Consider the following 17,513-nt stretch of genomic DNA (forward strand, 5'->3'; position numbering starts at 1 on the left):
CCGACCTGGTGCCGGGCTGCGCCTGGGCGCTGGCCGAGATCATCAGCCGCTCCGGCATTCCGGCCGGTGTGTTCAACCTGGTGATGGGCCCGGGCCGCGTGATTGGCGATGCACTGGTGCAGCATGCGGGCGTGGACGCCATCAGCTTTACTGGCTCGGTGGGCGTGGGCACGCGCATTGCGCAGACCTGCGCGCAGAACCTCAAGAAAGTGCAGCTGGAAATGGGTGGCAAGAACCCCCAGGTCATCCTGGACGACGCCGACCTCAACCAGGCCGTGGAGCTGAGCGTGCAGAGCTGCTTTTATTCCACCGGCCAGCGCTGCACGGCTTCGAGCCGCCTGATCGTCACCGACAAGATCTACCCCGCCTTCATCACCGCCATGCAGGCGCGCATGGCACGCATCCAGGTGGGGGATGCCTGCGCGGCGGGTACCGATATCGGTCCGGTGGTGTCGCAGGCCCAGCTGGAGCAGGACCAGTCGTATGTGGAGATCGGCCAGGCCGAGGGCGCCACGCTGCTTACTGGTGGCGTGCGCCTGCAGCGCGAGACCGAGGGTTTCTATTTGCAGCCCGCGCTGTTTGTGGACAGCACCGCCGCCATGCGCATCAACCGCGAGGAAATCTTCGGCCCGGTGGCCAGCGTGATCCGCGTGGCGGACTATGAAGAGGCCCTGGCCGTGGCCAACGACACGCCCTTTGGTCTGTCCGCCGGCATTGCTACCAGCTCGCTCAAACACGCCACCCACTTCAAGCGCCATGCGCAGGCCGGCATGGTGATGGTCAACCTGCCCACCGCCGGGGTGGACTACCACGTGCCCTTTGGCGGGCGCAAAGGCAGCAGCTACGGTCCGCGCGAGCAGGGCGCGTATGCGCGCGAGTTCTACACCACGGTGAAGACGGCCTACACGCTGGCTTGAGCTGGCCTGAGTTGCTGAGGAGGACCCATGCACCGTCCCTTGCCTGGGTGCAGGCGGGAACGGCAGGGGTACGGGCAGGGGCGGGGGGCTCAGTCCGCCAGGCTGTCGCGCTGCTCCACGCGGCCATCGGCATGGCGGGCAAAGCGGCCCTGGCTGGCTGCATGCACCGGGTCGGGTGCGCCCCAGGGCCAGCCGCCAAACTGGGTGCGGCGGTAGTCGCTGAAGGCCTTCTCGATCTCGGCCTGGGTGTTCATCACAAACGGGCCGTACTGCGCCACCGGCTCGCCAATCGGGCGGCCCTGCAACAGCAGCAGCTCGGCCTCGGCGTCGCCGTTCACCAGCTCGATGGCCTGGCTGGAATCCACTTCCAGGGCCTGCGCCACATCCACCGTCTGCCCGGCCAGGCTCAGCTTGGAGCCCTTGAAAAAATACAGCTGGCGCCGCGTGCCCGCATGCGCTGCCGGCAGGGTCCAGCGGGCACCGGGCTCCATCTTCAGGGTGAGTATGGCCAGGTCGGAAGTGGCCTCGGACGCCCACGAGTCCGGTGGCGGCGGCAGGCCTTGCAGGCCACTCACGGTACCGGCGATGCAGGTCACCAGCGTGGTTTTGCCGTTGGCATCGGCGTGGCGCAGACGGGGAATGGCCTCGTGCCAGAACATGGTGAAGTGCGGCTCGGCCATCTTGCTCTTGGCCGGCAGGTTGAGCCAGATCTGGAACAGCTCGGTGGGGTTGGGTCTGTCGGCATTCACCAGGGGAAACATCTCGCAATGCACGATGCCTTTGCCGGCCGTGAGCCACTGCACATCGCCCCCACCAAAGCGCGCGGTGGCGCCGACCGAGTCGGAGTGGTCTATCAGCCCTTCGCGCACGATGGTCACCGTCTCGAAGCCGCGGTGCGGGTGGGCCGGAAAGCCCGCCACCACCTCGCCGTGGTACATGCTCCAGCCGTCCTTGCCGGAAAAATCCTGGCCTATGTTGCGACCGGCAAGCGAGGTGTCCGGGCCCAGCGCCGCATTGCCCCGGGGATAGGCATCGTTGTGGTGCACGCAGAACAGAAACGGGTCCAGGGTGGGCCAGGGAAAGCCCAGGGGCTGGCGCTTGATCAGGATGTTGGTGGTCATGGTGTGGGCTGCAAAAAAGATGGGCCATTGTCACTGCAAACGAAAGCCCGCAGCCTCTGCAGCACCAACGGGTGTGCCTGTTATTTGGGCAAAATGTCCCTATCAAGTCCCCACACCTTACTTGACCTTTTTGTGCATTTGTCATTTCCGCACATATGCCATGACACTCAGCCCCAATGTCCAAAAATGACCATGACTCTGCCTTGCTGAAAACCGAGTCCGCCCCCATCACCGCCACCACGCCCAACCGCATTCCGGACGGATTTGCGCAGCAGGCCGGGCAGGCTTTTTCCAGGCACATGCGACGTGTGCATGAAGACGCCGCAGGCACCAAGGCAGACCTGGCTCTGTGGGACGGCTTGCAAGGCCGGTTGCAGGCGCAGGTCATGCAGCTGCAGGACTCGATGGAAGAAGAGCGCAGGGCGCTGTCACGCGATGTGCACGACGAGCTGGGCGCCGCCCTTACCGGCATACGCATGAGGCTCGAAGCCCTGGCCGGCAGGCTGGCACAAGGCGGCTTGGTGCAGGCCAGTGAGTTGCTGGCCGTGGCCCAGACCGCACGCAACACCCAGCTGGCCGCCCGCGACATCTGCACCCGCCTGCGCCCCCAGATGCTGGATGACCTGGGGCTGGTCGAGGCCTGCCGCTGGACCCTGAAGGACTGGTCCGCGCAGGTGGGCATTGCGGCCAGTGGCCGGTTTGCCCGTCTGCCCTGTGAGCCCGATGGCAAGCTGGCCATTGACATGTTCCGCGTGCTGCAGGAGCTGCTTACCAATGTGGCGCGGCATGCGCGCGCCTCGCGGGTGACGGTCAGCCTGTCCGGCGGGGCAGGTGGCCTGCGGCTGCGCCTGAAGGACGATGGACACGGCTTTGCGCCCGAGCAGGCCACCGGTGGCTTTGGCCTGATGGGTATCCGCGAGCGGGTGCGCCAGCATGGCGGCCAGTTGCGTATCGATTCGGGTGCCACAGGAACCACGGTCACCGTGCACATGGGTTTTGTGGGCTTTGTGGGCGCCGTATGAAGTCACGCCTGATCATTGCCGATGACCACCATGTGGTGCGACAAGGCTTGCGCGACATGGTGCGCGGCACGCAGGATCTGGAAGTGGTGGCCGAGGCCAGCGATGGCATCCAGGTAGAAGAGGTGGTGCGCTCCACCATGGCCGAGCTGCTGGTGCTGGACATTGGCCTGCCGCTGCGCCGCGGCATTGCGGTGCTGGAGCGCTTGCGTGCCAGCGGCATCCTGCTGCCGGTGCTGATGTTCTCCATGTATCCGGCCTCGCAGTACGCAGGCATTGCCCGCAGGGCGGGTGCCCAGGGCTTTCTGGGCAAGGAGGCCCATGCCACTGAAGTGATGCGCGCGCTCTACCAAGTGCTGGCCGGTGGCACCTGGTTCCCACCGCATGCAAAGGTCCGCCCCAAGCCTGATGCTGTGGATGACCCTTTTGGCGCGCTGTCCCCGCGCGAGCTGCAGGTGTTCAAGGCGCTGCTGGCAGGCACCAGCCTGCAGGAGCAATCCGTCAAGCTGCAGCTCAGCACCAAGACCATCAGCACCTACCGCACGCGCCTCTTGTCCAAGCTGGGCCTGCGCAGCAATGCCGAGCTGGTGGCTCTGGCCATCTGCCACGGTTACCACTGAAAATTTTCCTGCTTTTGTAGGAGAACGCTGACATGCGGTCCGTGTGGGCCGCTGCATCATGGTTGACACATACACAAGGGATCACGATGCGCAGCAACCTACCCGTCACGCAGCAGGCATACCACTTCCCGCCCGAACAGACGCTGGTCTCGGTGACCGACCTGAAGGGACGCATCACCTACTGCAACCCGGCCTTCGTGGAGGTCAGCGGCTACGCCACCCAGGAGCTGCTGGGCCAGCCCCACAACCTGGTGCGCCACCCGGACATGCCCGAAGAGGCCTTCCGCGACATGTGGGACACCATCCAGAACAAGCGGCCCTGGACCGGCCTGGTAAAAAACCGCCGCAAGAACGGCGACCACTACTGGGTGCGCGCCAACGCCACCCCCATGCTGGACGGCACACAGGTCACCGGCTACCTGTCGGTGCGCACCGCGCCCAGCAGCAGCGACATTGCGGCCGCCGAGCAGCTGTATGCGCAGATGCGCACCGAGGCCCAGGCCGGGCACCGGGTGCTGACGCTCAGCCGGGGTGCCGTGGTGCGCTGCGACCTGGTGGGCCGCGTGCAGGGGCTGTTCAAGCCCGGCGTGACCACCACCCTGGGCCTGCTTCAGCTGGTCTCCGTGGCGGTGATGATGGCGACGTTGGCGCTGGATGTGCCCTTTGCTGTGGAGGCGGTGGTTTGCTGCCTGACCGCAGCCTTTGTTTTCTGGTCCACCTGGTCCATCACCATCAAACCCCTGGAGGCGCTGGTGGCGGATGCCAACCACCTGGCCGCAGGTGACCTGTCGCATGAGGTGGCGGTGGACCGCAGCGGCCTGATTGGCCAGCTGCAGCAGGCGCTGACACAGACCTCGGTCAACCTGCGCACTGTGGTGAGCGATGTGCGCGTTGAGATCGGCCAGCTTTCCATGGCGGTGCGTGAAATTGCTGACGGCAACCAGGACCTGTCCTCGCGCACCGAGTCGCAGGCCAGCAGCCTGGAAGAAACGGCGGCCTCCATGGAAGAGATCAACGGCACGGTGCAGCAAAGCGCGCACTCCGCCACGCGCGGCTCGCAGCTGGCGCAGCAGACCATGCACGTGACTTCGCGCAGCAACGAGGCGGTGCAGTCGGTGTCGCAGACCATGGAGGGCATCGCGCAGTCCTCGCACAAGATTACCGAGATCATCCAGCTGATTGAAGGCGTGGCCTTCCAGACCAACATCCTGGCCCTGAACGCAGCGGTGGAAGCTGCCCGCGCCGGGGACCAGGGCCGCGGCTTTGCCGTGGTGGCCTCCGAGGTAAGGGCGCTGGCGCAGCGCACGGCGGCGGCCGCCCGGGAGATCAAGACACTGATCACCGAATCCGGCGAGCGCATTGCCGCCGGGGAAGGCCAGACCCGGGTGGCGCTGGAGCGCATGTCCAACGCGCTGGAATCGGTGGGCAAGGTGGGCACCGTGCTCGATGAGATCAGCCACGCCTCGGCCGAGCAGACTCTGGGCATCTCGCAGATCAACGAGGCCATCGTGCAGATGGACTCCATCACCCAGCAAAACGCCGCCATGGTGGAAGAACTGGCGGCCACGGCCAAGTCCCTGCACTTCCAGGTGGAGGGGGTGAGCAACTCCATGAAGCTGTTCCGCCTGAAGGCCGGTGAGGTCACGCTTTCGCAGGTGGATGCGGTGGGGCTGCGCCGCGAGGGCAAAGAAATGCTGCTGGGTTATTGAGTGCAGACTATGCATGCAACCGGGCTTTGAGGGAATGCAGACAGAAGGCCGTGTCATGAAACCCATGCTGGAAGCCCTGGTGGACCGCTTGCAGTCACACAACCACCGTCGGGTGATCGGGGTGATTGCGCTCTTGCTGCTGTTTGTCTGGGGTTCGGTGGCGGCCTGGTCGTTGATGGAGCGGCACAACGCGCTGGCGGCCAATGCGCAGGTGCAGGAAGAGCTCAACGCTGCGGTGCAATCGCAAACACAAAGCCTGTTCAAACAGGCCGAAGTGTCTTTGATGGTGGCCAGGCACTGGATGGAAGCGCACCCCACGCAAGACCCCTCGCTGGCGCCCGAGTTCATCGCACTGGTGCAGCAGCTGCGCACGGCCTCCGGTGGGCTGCTGGATATCCGCCTGGCCACCCGCGCGGGCCTGGTGCGCTATGTGCCCCGCACGCCCGAGACCGACAACGTGCGGGTGGATGACCGCGAATATTTCAAGGCCCAGGCCCATCCGGAAACCCGTGGCTTCCACATTGGCAAGCCGGTGCGCAGCAAGGTCAGCGGCAAATGGGGCATTCCCGTGTCGGCACCGGTGGATGTGGCGGGCGGGGACATCGGGGTGCTGTTCATGCTCATCACCTATGACAGGATTGCGGCCATATTCGATGGTGAACGCCTGGAGCCCTCGGGCACCATCGGCATTGCCAGCAAAGACGGCGAGATCATCTTTCGCAGCCCCTTGAGCGAAAGCGCCATCGGCAAGTCCCTGGCCAAGGGTGCCGGGTGGGCCCACATTGCGGCCGCGCCGGCCAAGGGCCTTTTCGAGTCGCCCGTGGGCATCATCGATGGCGTGGCGCGCCTGGTGGCCTATGCGCAGGTACCGGGCTACCCGCTGCTGGTGTATGTCAGCATCGGCAAGCCCGATGTGCTGCGCCCCTGGCAGCAGCACACGGTGTTCCTTGTCCTGGTTGCCGCGCTGATTTCGCTGTTTGCCTTGGCCACCGGCCTGGCGCTGCTGCGCGCCCTGACGGCATCGCACGTGGCCGAGTCCATCGTGCGCTCGGCCGATGAGGCCATCATCGGCAAGTCGCTGGACGGCGTGGTGACCAGCTGGAATCCGGGGGCCGAGCGCATCTTTGGCTACACCGCAGACGAGATGATCGGGCAATCCATCCTGCGCCTGATACCGGCCCACCTGCATGACGAAGAGGCCGCCATCCTGTCCAGGATACGCCAGGGCCAGGGCGTGGACCATCTGGAGACCGAGCGCCTGTGCAAGGACGGCCGCAGCATTGTGGTGTCCCTGACCGCAGCACCCATACGCGACGCCCTGGGCCGCCTGGTCGGGGCCTCCAAGATCGCGCGTGACATCACGTCCGAGAAGGCTGCCAGCGCACAGCTCAAGCTCACGGCCAGCGTGTTCACCAATACCAGCGAAGGCATCCTGATCACCAACAGCCGCGGCCGGATTGTGGAAGTCAACGAGGCCTTTACCCAGATCACCGGCTACAGCCGGGACGAGGTCATGGGGCACAGTCCTAGCACCTTTCACGCCCGAAGCCAGGGGTCCGAAGTCTTCAGGGCCATGCGCCGTGCACTGCGCCAAAGCGGCCAATGGCGCGGCGAGCTGTGGAGCCGCAAGAAGGACGGCCAGGCCTTTGCGGCCTGGCTGACCGTCACCCAGGTGAGGGGTGACCGTGGTGAGGTGCCCAACTATGTGGTGCTGTTTTCAGACATCACCGTGCTCAAGTTGCAGCAGGAAGAGCTGGAGCACGGCGCGCACTTTGATGCGCTGACCGACCTGCCCAACCGCCTGCTGCTGTCGGACCGCCTGCACCAGGCCATGACCCTGTGCCAGCGCCAGAACCAGAGCCTGGCCGTGCTGTACCTGGACCTCGATGGCTTCAAGCAGGTCAATGACCTGTATGGCCACGAGACCGGCGACGCGCTGCTGGTGGCCCTGTCGCGGCGCATGAAGGCCGCGCTGCGCGATGTGGACACGCTGGCCCGCATGGGCGGCGACGAGTTTGTGGCCGTGCTCAGCGGCATTGCCAGTACGCAGGACTGCATCCAGCTGGTCACGCGCGTGCTGGCCGCCTGCGCCGAGCCTGTGCACGTCCAGGGCCATGAGGTGCAGGTCACGGCCAGCATCGGCGTGACCCTGTACCCGCAGGACAGTGCGGACGCCGACCTTCTGATGCGCCATGCCGACCAGGCCATGTACGAGGCCAAGCAAAGCGGCAAGAACAAGTACCACCTGTTTGACTCGGCCCAGGACGCAGAGGCCAAGAGCCGCGCCATTGCACAGGACGATGTGGCGCGCGGCCTGGCCCACCAGGAGTTCGTGCTGTTCTACCAACCCAAGGTGCATATGCAAAGCGGCGCCATCATCGGCTTCGAAGCCCTGGTGCGCTGGCGGCATCCCGCGCGCGGCCTCTTGCTGCCCGGTGCCTTTTTGCCGGCCATCGAACGCCACGCCCTCAACGAGGCGCTGGGTGCCTGGGTGCTGGACACGGCGCTCGCACAGATGAGCCAGTGGCAGGTGCAGGGCCTGAAGCTGTCGGTCAGCGTCAACATTGCGGCCCGGCAGCTGCAGCAGCCGGACTTTGCCACCCAACTGGCCGACCTGCTGGCAGACCACTCCGATGTGGAGCCCCACCTGCTGGAGCTGGAAGTGCTGGAAACCAGCGCGCTCGAAGACATCGCCATGTCTGCCAAGATCCTGCAGGAATGCCATCGCCAGGGCGTGCGCTTTGCCATGGATGACTTTGGCACCGGCTACTCGTCGCTCACCTACCTGCGCCACCTGCCGGTGGAGACCCTGAAGATCGACCAGAGCTTTGTGCGCGACATGCTGGAAGACCAGAGTGACCTGTCCATCGTGAGGGGCGTGATCGGCCTGGCCGCAGCCTTCCACCGCGAGGTCATAGCCGAAGGTGTGGAGAGCGTGGCCCACGGCCAGCGTCTGATCGAACTGGGCTGCGCCTTGGGCCAGGGCTATGCCATTGCGCGGCCCATGCCGGCTGATCAGGTGGTGGGCTGGTGCCAGGAATGGACGCCGCCGCTTGCGTGGACGCAGGGGTGAACCTGTGTTGCGTCTCTGGTGCGCATGGCGCTCGCTCTGTACCCGCTGTGTATCATTCGCGGCCTCACCTATGAAAACACCACATCCTGGCGCAAACGGCCGCACCGTTCTGGACATTACTTCCGAGGCCGCGGGTTTTACCTTTCGCTCCACAGCCGGTGCCCCATGCGCACCGCCCCGCATATCCGCTCGCCAGGCCTGGCTGCAAGGCGCCAGGCAGCTCGCGCTTTTCCTGGGCGCGTGCCTGCTGTCAACGGCTGCGATGGCCATGCAGATATTCGTCAAGACGCTGACAGGCAAGACCATCACCCTGGAGGTCGAGCCCAGCGATTCCATCGACAACGTCAAGCAGAAGATCCAGGACAAGGAAGGCATACCGCCGGACCAGCAGCGGCTGATCTTTGCGGGCAAGGAACTGCAGGATGGCCGCACGCTGAGTGACTACAACATCCAAAAGGAATCCACCCTGCATTTGGTGGCGCTGGCGCAGCCGGCCACGGCCGCGAACCTCTCCGATGACCTGTCTGTCAAGCGCCAGCTGGCCGCGCAAACGGCGGCAGTGGAACGTTTGGGCGCGGTACAGCTTGCCCATGTCTGGGGCCATCTGGCTGCCCTGCCCACAGACAGCCTGGAGCGATCTGTGCGTCTGTGGGCCGCTGTGGGTAGCGCGAATGGGGCCAGCAACAGCTATGGGTTGGACAGCTCTTTTCTGGCGCGTGGCCTCACAGTGGGGGGCGACGCACAGCTCAACGCCCAATGGCTGCTGGGCGCGGCCCTGGGCTATGGCGAGGACAACAGCGCCACAGACGATCTGGGCTCGCGTGTCACGGCCACACAAAAAACAGCCTCCCTCTATGCGCACTACGCCACACCCGCGCTGTGGCAGGTGGATGGTGTGATCGGCTATGGTGACCTGGGCTTTGGCACCCTGCGGGTTGCAGATGCCGAGCTGCTTGGCAACCGCAGTGGCCATGTGCTGTTTGCCGGTGTCAAGCTCAGCCAGCAGCTCCAGTACGGCCGCTGGGTCCTGGCGCCCTATGTGCACCTGCAGGCCAGCCAAACCACGCTGGACGCCTTCGCCGAGTCCGGCTCGCCCCTGGCGGTGCAGTACGACAGTGCCAGCAGCAGTGCAAATGGCGCATCGCTGGGCCTGAAGGTGGCCACGGAGGTGGCGGCCCTGGGGGGCAGCTTCAAGCCTTCCCTGGCCTGGCAGTACGCCCGCCATGCGGGAGGGGAGCTGCAGCAGACGCTGCGCTATGTGGATGCGGCCTCGGGCGCTGGCGATACCAGCCTGGCCATCCAGAGCAGCCCCAGCGAGCTGACTTCGGTGGAGCTGGGTCTGGCGCATGCAAGCCGGCGGGGCCCCACGGTTCGCGCGGCGTATGTCTACACCAGCGGCTCCAGCCAGTTCCGCTCCAGTGCATTGCAACTCGGTGCCAGCTTTCTTTTTTGATTCCGGACGATGAGTCCGGCAGAACTGCTGGCCCAATTCCGGGCCTTGGGTGGCATTGCCGACAACGTCTGCATTCGCCCGTGCCAGCATGGTATTGGCCTGTTTGCCGTCGAGCCTGCGCAGGCAGTGCGGGTGCACACGCCAGCGCAATTGCTGATTGCACCGCAGCTGCTGGAGTTGACGCCTGAAGCGCAGCTCAAGGTCCGTTCAGGCAGCGGTCTGGGTGCCGAAGTCGTGGCCTTTCATGAGGGCTACCTGCGCAGCATCGCATGGGCGGCGGGCGGGCATGCCCGTATCCGGGCGCACTACCAGGCGCTGTGCGCCTTGCCCGACAGGCTGAAACATTTCCTGCAGATTTTTGGCTGCACGGATGACCTGGGCCAGCCGCCCACGCCGCAGCAGGCCTTCGCGGCCTATTGCATCAGCCGGCAGATTCGCGTGCAGGGCAGCTCCCGCCTGATGCCGGTGCTGGAGTTGATCAACCATGCTGACACCGGTGCGCCCTATGGGGTGAGCCCAGAGGGTGTGAGCCTGTCGGGCCGCTTTGCGGGGGAAGTGCTGGCGTGCTATCGCCAGCACCTGGATGCCTTCCACTTTTTTTTCAACTACCACTTTGCCGCGCCCAGCCGGTCGGCCCTGTCCTGCGAGGTTCGCATCGGTTTGGATGCCACCACCACGCTGCAGGTGTCCCGGTGGGATGGCCTGTCCGAACTTCGGGAGGGCGCGCGCGTGCCCCAGGTGCGTACCCGCAAGAACGAGATCCAGCTGTCTTATGTCGAGCTGGTCAACCAGGATGCGCCTGCCCTGCCGCGGCAGGTGTTTGTTGCCCTGCTGTCGGAGCAGGGGCTGCCCTCAAACCGCGCGCACGCCCTGTTCGACGGCCTGCTGGCGCATAACCGCCAGGTGCTGCAGGATTTCTTGGCCGCCTGTGAAGCGGCCCCGGGGCCGCTGACTGCACAGCTCAAGGCGGTGGCCGGTTACCAGCTGGACAAGCTGGGCCGGTGTTGAGGCCTTTGGCGCGCACCACCCACTGCTGAGAAACGCTGCCTTGGGTTAGACAGACAAGCGGTCCAGCAGCAGCTTTTTGTCATCCACGCCGGCTTCTGCATCGGCAAACCGTGCTGCTATTTGCCGGAACTCATCCTGCAAGACGACAAATGCATCCACAAGGTCCGGATCAAAATGGGTACCCCGACCCTTCTGAATAATGGCCGCGGCCTTCTCATGCGGCATGCCCTGTTTGTACACGCGGCGGCTGATCAGGGCGTCATACACGTCAGCAACAGCCATCAGCCGTGCCGGCAGCGGGATGGACTCACCGGCCAGGCCTTGCGGATAGCCTGAACCATCCCATTTTTCCTGGTGCGAGAGCGCAATGTCCTTGGCCATGGACAGGAAACCGACTTGAATGCCCAGCCGTTTCTCTGCATGTTCGATGGCATCACGCCCCAAGGTGGTGTGTGTCTTCATGATCTCGAACTCCTGGGCATCCAGCCGCCCTGGTTTGAGCAGAATGCGGTCCGGAATGCCCACCTTGCCGATGTCATGCAAGGGCGCCGACTTGTACAGCATTTGAATGTAGGCGTCCGTCAGCAGCGAAGAAAATTTGGGATGGGCGGCAAGATGTTGTGCGAGCGCCTTGACGTATAACTGCGTGCGGGTAATGTGGTTGCCGGTGTCGGAGTCACGGGTTTCGGCCAGTGAAGCCAGGACCATGATCGTCACATCCTGAATGGCAAGCACCTCGCGGGTGCGTTTGCTGACCTCGGCTTCCAGAAAATCACTCTTGTCCCGCAGAAAGTCGGCATGGGCCTTCAGGGCCAAATGGATTTTTATCCGCGCCAGCACGATGGGCGCGCTGATCGGCTTGGTGATGTAGTCCACGCCACCGGCTTCCAGCCCTTTTTTTTCATCCGCCACTTCGGCTTTGGCCGTCAGAAACACCACTGGTATATCCCGGGTTGGCGGGTAGGATTTCAGTCTCTGGCACACCTCGTAGCCATCCATGGCCGGCATCATGATGTCCAGCAGGATCAGGTCCGGGTGGGGCACCCTGGCTGCGAGTTTGAGTGCGCGCTCGCCGCTGTTGGCGAGTTGTACCGTATAGGCATCCTTGAGCAACTCCATCATGAGCGACAGATTTTCAGGCGTGTCATCGACCACCAGAATCGTTGGTTTTTCAACCGTCGCCATGTTTGCATTCATGTTCCAACTCCCACAAAAATGTAAGCCTCCATTGTTTTTCTGACCATACAGCCCGGGCCCGTCAAGGCGTCAGGAAGGACGAAAGCTGCTCCAGGGACACCGGTTTCATCACCGTGCCGAGCACCCGCAGTCCGCGAACCTCGGCAATTGTTCTGGCCAGCTGCAGCATTTCGGGATCGACACCGGTCATCAAGATGAGTCCGCCACGGTAATTTTGCCCAACCAGTTGATCCAGAAACTCAATCCCGTCCATCTCCGGCATGAAGATGTCGCACATCACAACGTCTGGTGGACGCTTCATGTCCGCCAGAAGCTTCAATGCCGAGCGTCCGTCTCCTGCGCTCAGCCGCTCGCTGAAGCCCAGCATCTCCAGGATTTCCGCCAGCAGTTCCTGGGTCAGTGCATCGTCATCGATGACCATGACGGAGGTCCGGACAACAAGGGCCGTCTGGTTGTTGTGTGGAGAAGGGGTGCTCATGTTTTTCCTGCAAAAATAGTTGTCAACCCTGCCAACCCATGGACAGGGGTTTTCCGGCCAAGCTTGGGCATCATCCCAATTCCTTGAAGAGTTCCAGCGCGGCTTCAAAATCCATGTTGTGCAGGGACGCCATGATTTTTTTCCACCGGGTCGGGTAGACGGTCTGCAATTGCGCCTGATGCTCCTCGCACAAATCAATGGCACGGGAATCCCCCATGTCCATCAGGTCCAGCAGCCGCACTCGAAGGGCGGCAATCTGTTCTGTTTCCACTGCGGGGGCGGGCACTTGCGCTACGCCATGCGTGTCACCACTGCCCAGGGCTTTGAGTCCGTCCATCACCGGTGTGAGTTCATGCAGAACCTCTTGCAGGATGGCGTCCACCTGTTCTTGCGGTGCCTGTTGCCCGCATGCCTGCTCCAGCCGCCTTGCCGCCTCCTGCAGGCGCTTGGCCCCCACGGTCGAGGCGGTGCCGGCCAGTGTGTGGGCGCAGCGGTGGGCGGCCGTGCGGTCTGCACCGGCGCGGGCCTGCGCAAACAGGGTTTCAAAATGCGCTTGACCATCACGGAACTTGATCAGCAGGCGCCGGTACAGGGCTTCCTTGTTCAGGGCGATGGTCAGGCCAAACCGGGTGTCAATTCCGGGAAGGACCGCATCATGGAGCCATCCCCCAACCGCGCTGTGCGCGCTTTGCGCAGGGGCCAATGGCACGCTGTTGCCAGGCGCCCCCCGGTCTGCAGACGGGGAAATCCACTTGGCCATGGTGGCAAACATGTCACCCAGGTTCAGTGGCTTGGCGATGTGGTCCCACATGCCGACCTCCAGAACCTTTTCCTTGTCGCCGGCCATCGCATTGGCGGTCATGGCGATGATGGGCAGGTTATGGAAGGCAAGGTTCTTGCGGATTTCCTGCGTCGCTTTGTAGCCGTCCATTACGGGCATCTGGCAGTCCATCAAAACGCCATCGAAGTGTGGATCGGCGTCCAGAATGTCCAGTGCCTCCTGCCCATGCCTGGCCAGCACGACTTCAATGCCTGCATTGGTCAGCAGCTCCTGCGCGAGTTCCTGGTTCATGTCGTTGTCTTCCACCAGCAACACCCTGGAACCCCTGAGCTTGTCGGTTGAAATGGCGTGGTCTTCCAGGCGCGCTTCCTTGAGGACAGAGACTTTTGTGCCTTTGCCAAGTGCTTCGCCAATGGCTTCCAGCAGACCGGAGGGTGTCACCGGCTTGGTCAAAACCGTTTGTACCGATACGCCCAGGTTCTGGGCACGCGCTGCGGCGTCATCGCGTCCGAAGGATGTGATCATGATGACGGTAGGCGTACGGCTTGACCCCGCAGCACGCAGATTGCGCATCGCCTCAAATCCATCCATGCCGGGCATTTTCCAATCCATCAGCACCAGGTCGTAGGGCTGCTCGTTCAGGTCAGCACTCGCCACCCTTTGCAGGGCTTCGGGGCCGCCACTGACGGTATCAACCACCAGGCCAAAGGATTGGGCCATGGTGGTCAGGATCTCCCGGGCGGATGCATTGTCATCGACCACGAGCAGGCGCACGCCCAGCAGCTCTTCGGCCCTGAACATGCGTTGAACCTGTGGGTTGGCCTGAACGCCGAAGCGTGCCTGGAAGTGAAAAGTGGAGCCTTGGTTTGGCACGCTTTCAACCCAGATTTTGCCCCGCATACCCTCCACAAGACTTTTGCAGATGGCCAGTCCAAGCCCCGTTCCGCCATATTTGCGGGTGGTGGAGGCATCGGCCTGGCTGAAGCTTTGGAACAGCTTGTCACACTGCTCAGGCGTCATGCCGATACCCGTGTCACGAACCAGGAAATGCAGTTCCACGCCATCGGCGTGGTCACGCAGTTTCTCGATACCAACCACGATTTCCCCGCGCTCCGTGAATTTGACAGCGTTGTTGCCCAGGTTGATGAGTACCTGGCCGAGTCGCAAGGGGTCACCGATCAGATGGAGCGGCACATCGGGTGCCGTATCGAAGAGCAATTCGAGGTCTTTGTCTTCGGTTTTGAATCCCAACAGGTTGGCCAGGTTGTCCATCACGCCATCCAAATTGAAATCGGTTACCTCCATGTTGAGCTTGCCCGCTTCAATTTTTGAAAAGTCCAGGATGTCGTTGATGATGCCCAACAGGTTTTCACCCGAGCGGTGCACCTTTTCAATGTAGTTGCGCTGCCTGGTGTCCAGGCTGGTCCCCAAGGCTAGCTGGCTCATGCCAATTATGGAGTTCATGGGCGTGCGAATTTCATGGCTCATATTGGCCAGGAAATTGGCCTTGGCAGCGCTGGCCTCTTCGGCCTTTTCCTTGGCTTGCCGCAAGGCCTCACTGGTAGCGTGTTGAAGGCTCACGTCCTCCAGAAATGCCAGCAACATCCCGTTCATGGAGCCGTCGTTGAGCAGGCGCGCGTTCATACGGACCCACATCACCGATCCATCCCGGCGCGCCATCCGGGTTTCCAGTGTGGACAGGCCGGCTTCCCGCAACTGGCTGCGCAGGATTTGCCCGCTTTGTTGGAAGACGTCGTCGCTGGGGTAAAGGATTCTGGACATCTGCCCATTCAAATCCTCGGGTGCATAGCCCAGCATGCTTGCGGCCTTGGGGTTGCAGCGCAATATGACCCGGTCTCTCGAAAGCAAGATGCCCACGGTTGCCGAGTCGAAAATATTCTGCAGCTCGTCACGTGCCGCAGCCAGTTCCAGTTGCCGCGCCTCCAGGGACTGTGTGGCTTCATTGAGTTTGGCCGTGCGTAGTTCCACGAGCTTTTCCAGATTCACCGTGAGCTGGCGGATCTCCGTTTCCGCCTTGATCTCCTTGCTGACGTCCTGCAGGATGACGGTGTAGAGCTCATCGCCGGCAACCAGCAGGTGGGAAATGGACGCCCGGATCGGAAACTCCTCTCCATTGGCCCGCAGTGCCGCAAACACGGCCCTTTGCCCCATGCTGCGGTGCAGGTCACCCTGCTGGCCAAAGCGTTTCACATTTTGGGCATGGACATGGCGGAAGCGCTGCGGCACAAAGCTGTCCAGATTCAGCCCGATGGCTTGCTCCCGGGTGTAGCCGAAGAGTTCCAGCGCCGCCTCATTGATCATGGTCACCCGCTGATGGGCGTCAAAGGTGATGATGGCATCCATGGCCGAGCCGACAATGGCCGCCAGCTTCGCCGACTCCGAGGCCATGTCACGCCGTGCCCCAACAACCTTGTCGGCCATGGTGTTGAAGGCCAGTGCGAGCTGGCGCAACTCCAGCGGCCCCGCCACCGGAACCGAGGCGCTGGCATCGGGGTTGTCGCTGAGCAGGCGACTGGCCGCCTCGATGCGCAGCAGGTGGCGTGCCACACGCCGGTAAAGCACCAGGGAGAGGAGGGATGCCATCAGCATTCCCAGAACCGCTTCGATCAGCCAGCGCCGCTGTGCGAGCCAGCGATTGCGGGCGTCGTCAAACGAGAGGTCGTACTCCAGGTACACGACACCGCTGGCCAGTGAGCGGATCTGCGACTGTGTCCCTGCCGCTATGAAGGGGGTGAGCACCTGCAAATACCGGGACGCACCGTCGATGACCTGCACATCAGGCAAGCGACCCTGGGTGATGCCCTTGAGCCGCACCAGGTCGAAACCGCGCACCGTCTGCGCCATGTTCTTGCCGATCCACTCCAGCCGGTGCGCGGCCTGGATTTTTCCGTCTTCATCCGCGACCGCCAGCACTGAAACATGCCAATCGGCCGATTCAACGCCCAGGTCGCTGTCCACCTGGGCCTTGTCGCCAATCAGATCGATCTGGGCTGTGCGTGCCAGGCGCTCCGACAGCGACAGGGCGTTGGACACCGCAATGTCCAGCGAATTCTTTTCTCCGGCTCGCAGGTTGTAGTAGTACGAGAGCACCGACAGCGCGAGAAACACCAGAAAGATGGCCGCTGGCAGTCCATAGCGCAGGTTCAGCAACCTCCTCATGTCGCCACTCCCTGGCGGACAAAGCGGTCATCCAGCAGTGCATCGGTGTTGACGGGTTCGCGCAGCAGCCGGGCGTTGAGCAAAATGGATTGCAGTGCCGGGAGGCTCTTGGCCAGGCTCCCCCCTTTTTGGAGCATGGCCTGGTTCTGGCTCCGGTCGGGAAGCTTGAGTCCCGCGAACGTGGCAGGGACTTCTTCTGGTGCAATCTGAAGCCGTGACGCCATATGCGGTGAGGCCTGCTCCGGATGCTTGTGAAACAGGTCCAAGGCGGCGAACTGCATGGCCACCAGGTGCTGCAATGCGTCGGCATGCGTGTCCAGCGCATCGGCACGCACGGCAATCACATCGAGGATGCGGTCTGGCACGGCACTGCTGTCAAAAATGGTCTGGCCGCCCAGCGCCTTGATCTGGCTGACCCAGGGTTCTGCCGTGACAACCACGTCAGCCAACCCTTTCTGGTAGTACTCGACCGTCCGCGATTGCGTGATGGGTACTTTGACCACTTGGTTCACCCGAAGTCCGGCTGCCTCCAGCAAAGAGGCCATCATCAGCGCCCCGACCGAGTTGTCTTCCGCGGCAATTTTGCGGCCTGCCAAACTGGACATGGAGATACCCGGGCGTGCCAGCACCTGGTCCGCACCGTCCGAGGTGTCCAGCACAAGCACCGCGCGCAAATCCACGCCACCGGCCCGGGCGGCCATCATTTCGTCCATGGTCAGTTGGGCCGCTTCGATTTTGCCTGCAGCCAGGGCTCGAACCGAATCACTGCTGTTCTGCAGTTCGATCAGCCGTACAAGCTCGGGTTTGAGCCAGCCCATTGCGCGCGCCAGGAAGAGCACTTCGTATCCGGGAAAAACGATGGTTCCGACCCGCAAGGGCGCGCGTGGAGGCGCACAGGCGCTCAGCAGGGTGGCACTTGTGAACGCCAAAAACGTTCGACGGTACAGATGGACGTCC

General features: G+C 63.2%; 12 protein-coding genes. 7 read left to right on the forward strand and 5 right to left on the reverse strand.

Annotation, left to right across the window (positions count from 1 at the left end; all coding sequences use genetic code 11):
- A partial coding sequence (locus DIC66_RS11325) for an aldehyde dehydrogenase family protein (RefSeq protein ID WP_117177227.1) occupies positions 1-917 on the forward strand: 917 nt, incomplete at its 5' end.
- A gap of 89 nt (positions 918-1,006) precedes the next feature.
- Here the strand turns inward: DIC66_RS11325 and DIC66_RS11330 are convergent.
- Positions 1,007-2,038: a pirin family protein gene (locus DIC66_RS11330; RefSeq protein ID WP_117177229.1), complete on the reverse strand. Its 1,032-nt coding sequence runs from the start codon at positions 2,036-2,038 to the stop codon at positions 1,007-1,009.
- Between the two features lie 176 nt (positions 2,039-2,214).
- Here DIC66_RS11330 and DIC66_RS11335 point away from each other — a divergent pair, with 176 nt between their 5' ends.
- The 6 genes from DIC66_RS11335 (at position 2,215) to DIC66_RS11360 (ending at position 10,920) form a co-directional block, all read left to right on the forward strand.
- Complete coding sequence (locus DIC66_RS11335; RefSeq protein ID WP_117177231.1) at positions 2,215-3,060, forward strand: sensor histidine kinase; 846 nt, start codon at positions 2,215-2,217, stop codon at positions 3,058-3,060.
- Positions 3,057-3,677, forward strand: coding sequence for a response regulator transcription factor (locus DIC66_RS11340; RefSeq protein WP_117177233.1), 621 nt, complete (start codon positions 3,057-3,059; stop codon positions 3,675-3,677). The genes DIC66_RS11335 and DIC66_RS11340 overlap by 4 nt, the downstream gene beginning before the upstream one ends.
- Before the next feature lie 86 nt (positions 3,678-3,763).
- Entirely contained in the window at positions 3,764-5,386 is a 1,623-nt protein-coding gene (locus DIC66_RS11345; RefSeq protein WP_117177235.1) for a methyl-accepting chemotaxis protein, read from the forward strand.
- Between the two features lie 55 nt (positions 5,387-5,441).
- Positions 5,442-8,459: a bifunctional diguanylate cyclase/phosphodiesterase gene (locus DIC66_RS11350; RefSeq protein WP_158558893.1), complete on the forward strand. Its 3,018-nt coding sequence runs from the start codon at positions 5,442-5,444 to the stop codon at positions 8,457-8,459.
- 70 nt (positions 8,460-8,529) lie between these two features.
- Positions 8,530-9,912 (forward strand): ubiquitin-like protein, encoded by a 1,383-nt coding sequence (locus DIC66_RS23105; protein WP_158558894.1) that lies wholly within the window; start codon positions 8,530-8,532, stop codon positions 9,910-9,912.
- 9 nt (positions 9,913-9,921) lie between these two features.
- Positions 9,922-10,920, forward strand: a complete 999-nt coding sequence (locus DIC66_RS11360; protein WP_117177239.1) for a hypothetical protein — start codon at positions 9,922-9,924, stop codon at positions 10,918-10,920.
- Between the two features lie 45 nt (positions 10,921-10,965).
- Here the strand turns inward: DIC66_RS11360 and DIC66_RS11365 are convergent, their stop codons facing one another.
- The 4 genes from DIC66_RS11365 to DIC66_RS11380 all read right to left on the reverse strand — a co-directional run bounded on the left by DIC66_RS11365 (position 10,966) and on the right by DIC66_RS11380 (position 17,485).
- Positions 10,966-12,117, reverse strand: a complete 1,152-nt coding sequence (locus tag DIC66_RS11365) for a response regulator (RefSeq protein WP_199534719.1) — start codon at positions 12,115-12,117, stop codon at positions 10,966-10,968.
- A 61-nt stretch (positions 12,118-12,178) separates the two neighbouring features.
- Positions 12,179-12,595 (reverse strand): response regulator, encoded by a 417-nt coding sequence (locus DIC66_RS11370; RefSeq protein WP_117177241.1) that lies wholly within the window; start codon positions 12,593-12,595, stop codon positions 12,179-12,181.
- A gap of 70 nt (positions 12,596-12,665) precedes the next feature.
- On the reverse strand, positions 12,666-16,556 hold the full coding sequence (locus DIC66_RS11375) for a response regulator (protein ID WP_117177243.1): 3,891 nt from the start codon (positions 16,554-16,556) through the stop codon (positions 12,666-12,668).
- Positions 16,553-17,485 carry an ABC transporter substrate-binding protein gene (locus DIC66_RS11380; RefSeq protein ID WP_158558895.1) on the reverse strand — a complete coding sequence of 311 codons (933 nt, stop codon included), beginning with the start codon at positions 17,483-17,485 and terminating at the stop codon, positions 16,553-16,555. Before DIC66_RS11380 ends, DIC66_RS11375 begins: the two co-directional genes overlap by 4 nt.
- Positions 17,486-17,513 lie beyond the last annotated feature (28 nt).

This window comes from Rhodoferax lacus, assembly GCF_003415675.1.
GTDB lineage: Bacteria > Pseudomonadota > Gammaproteobacteria > Burkholderiales > Burkholderiaceae_C > Allorhodoferax > Allorhodoferax lacus.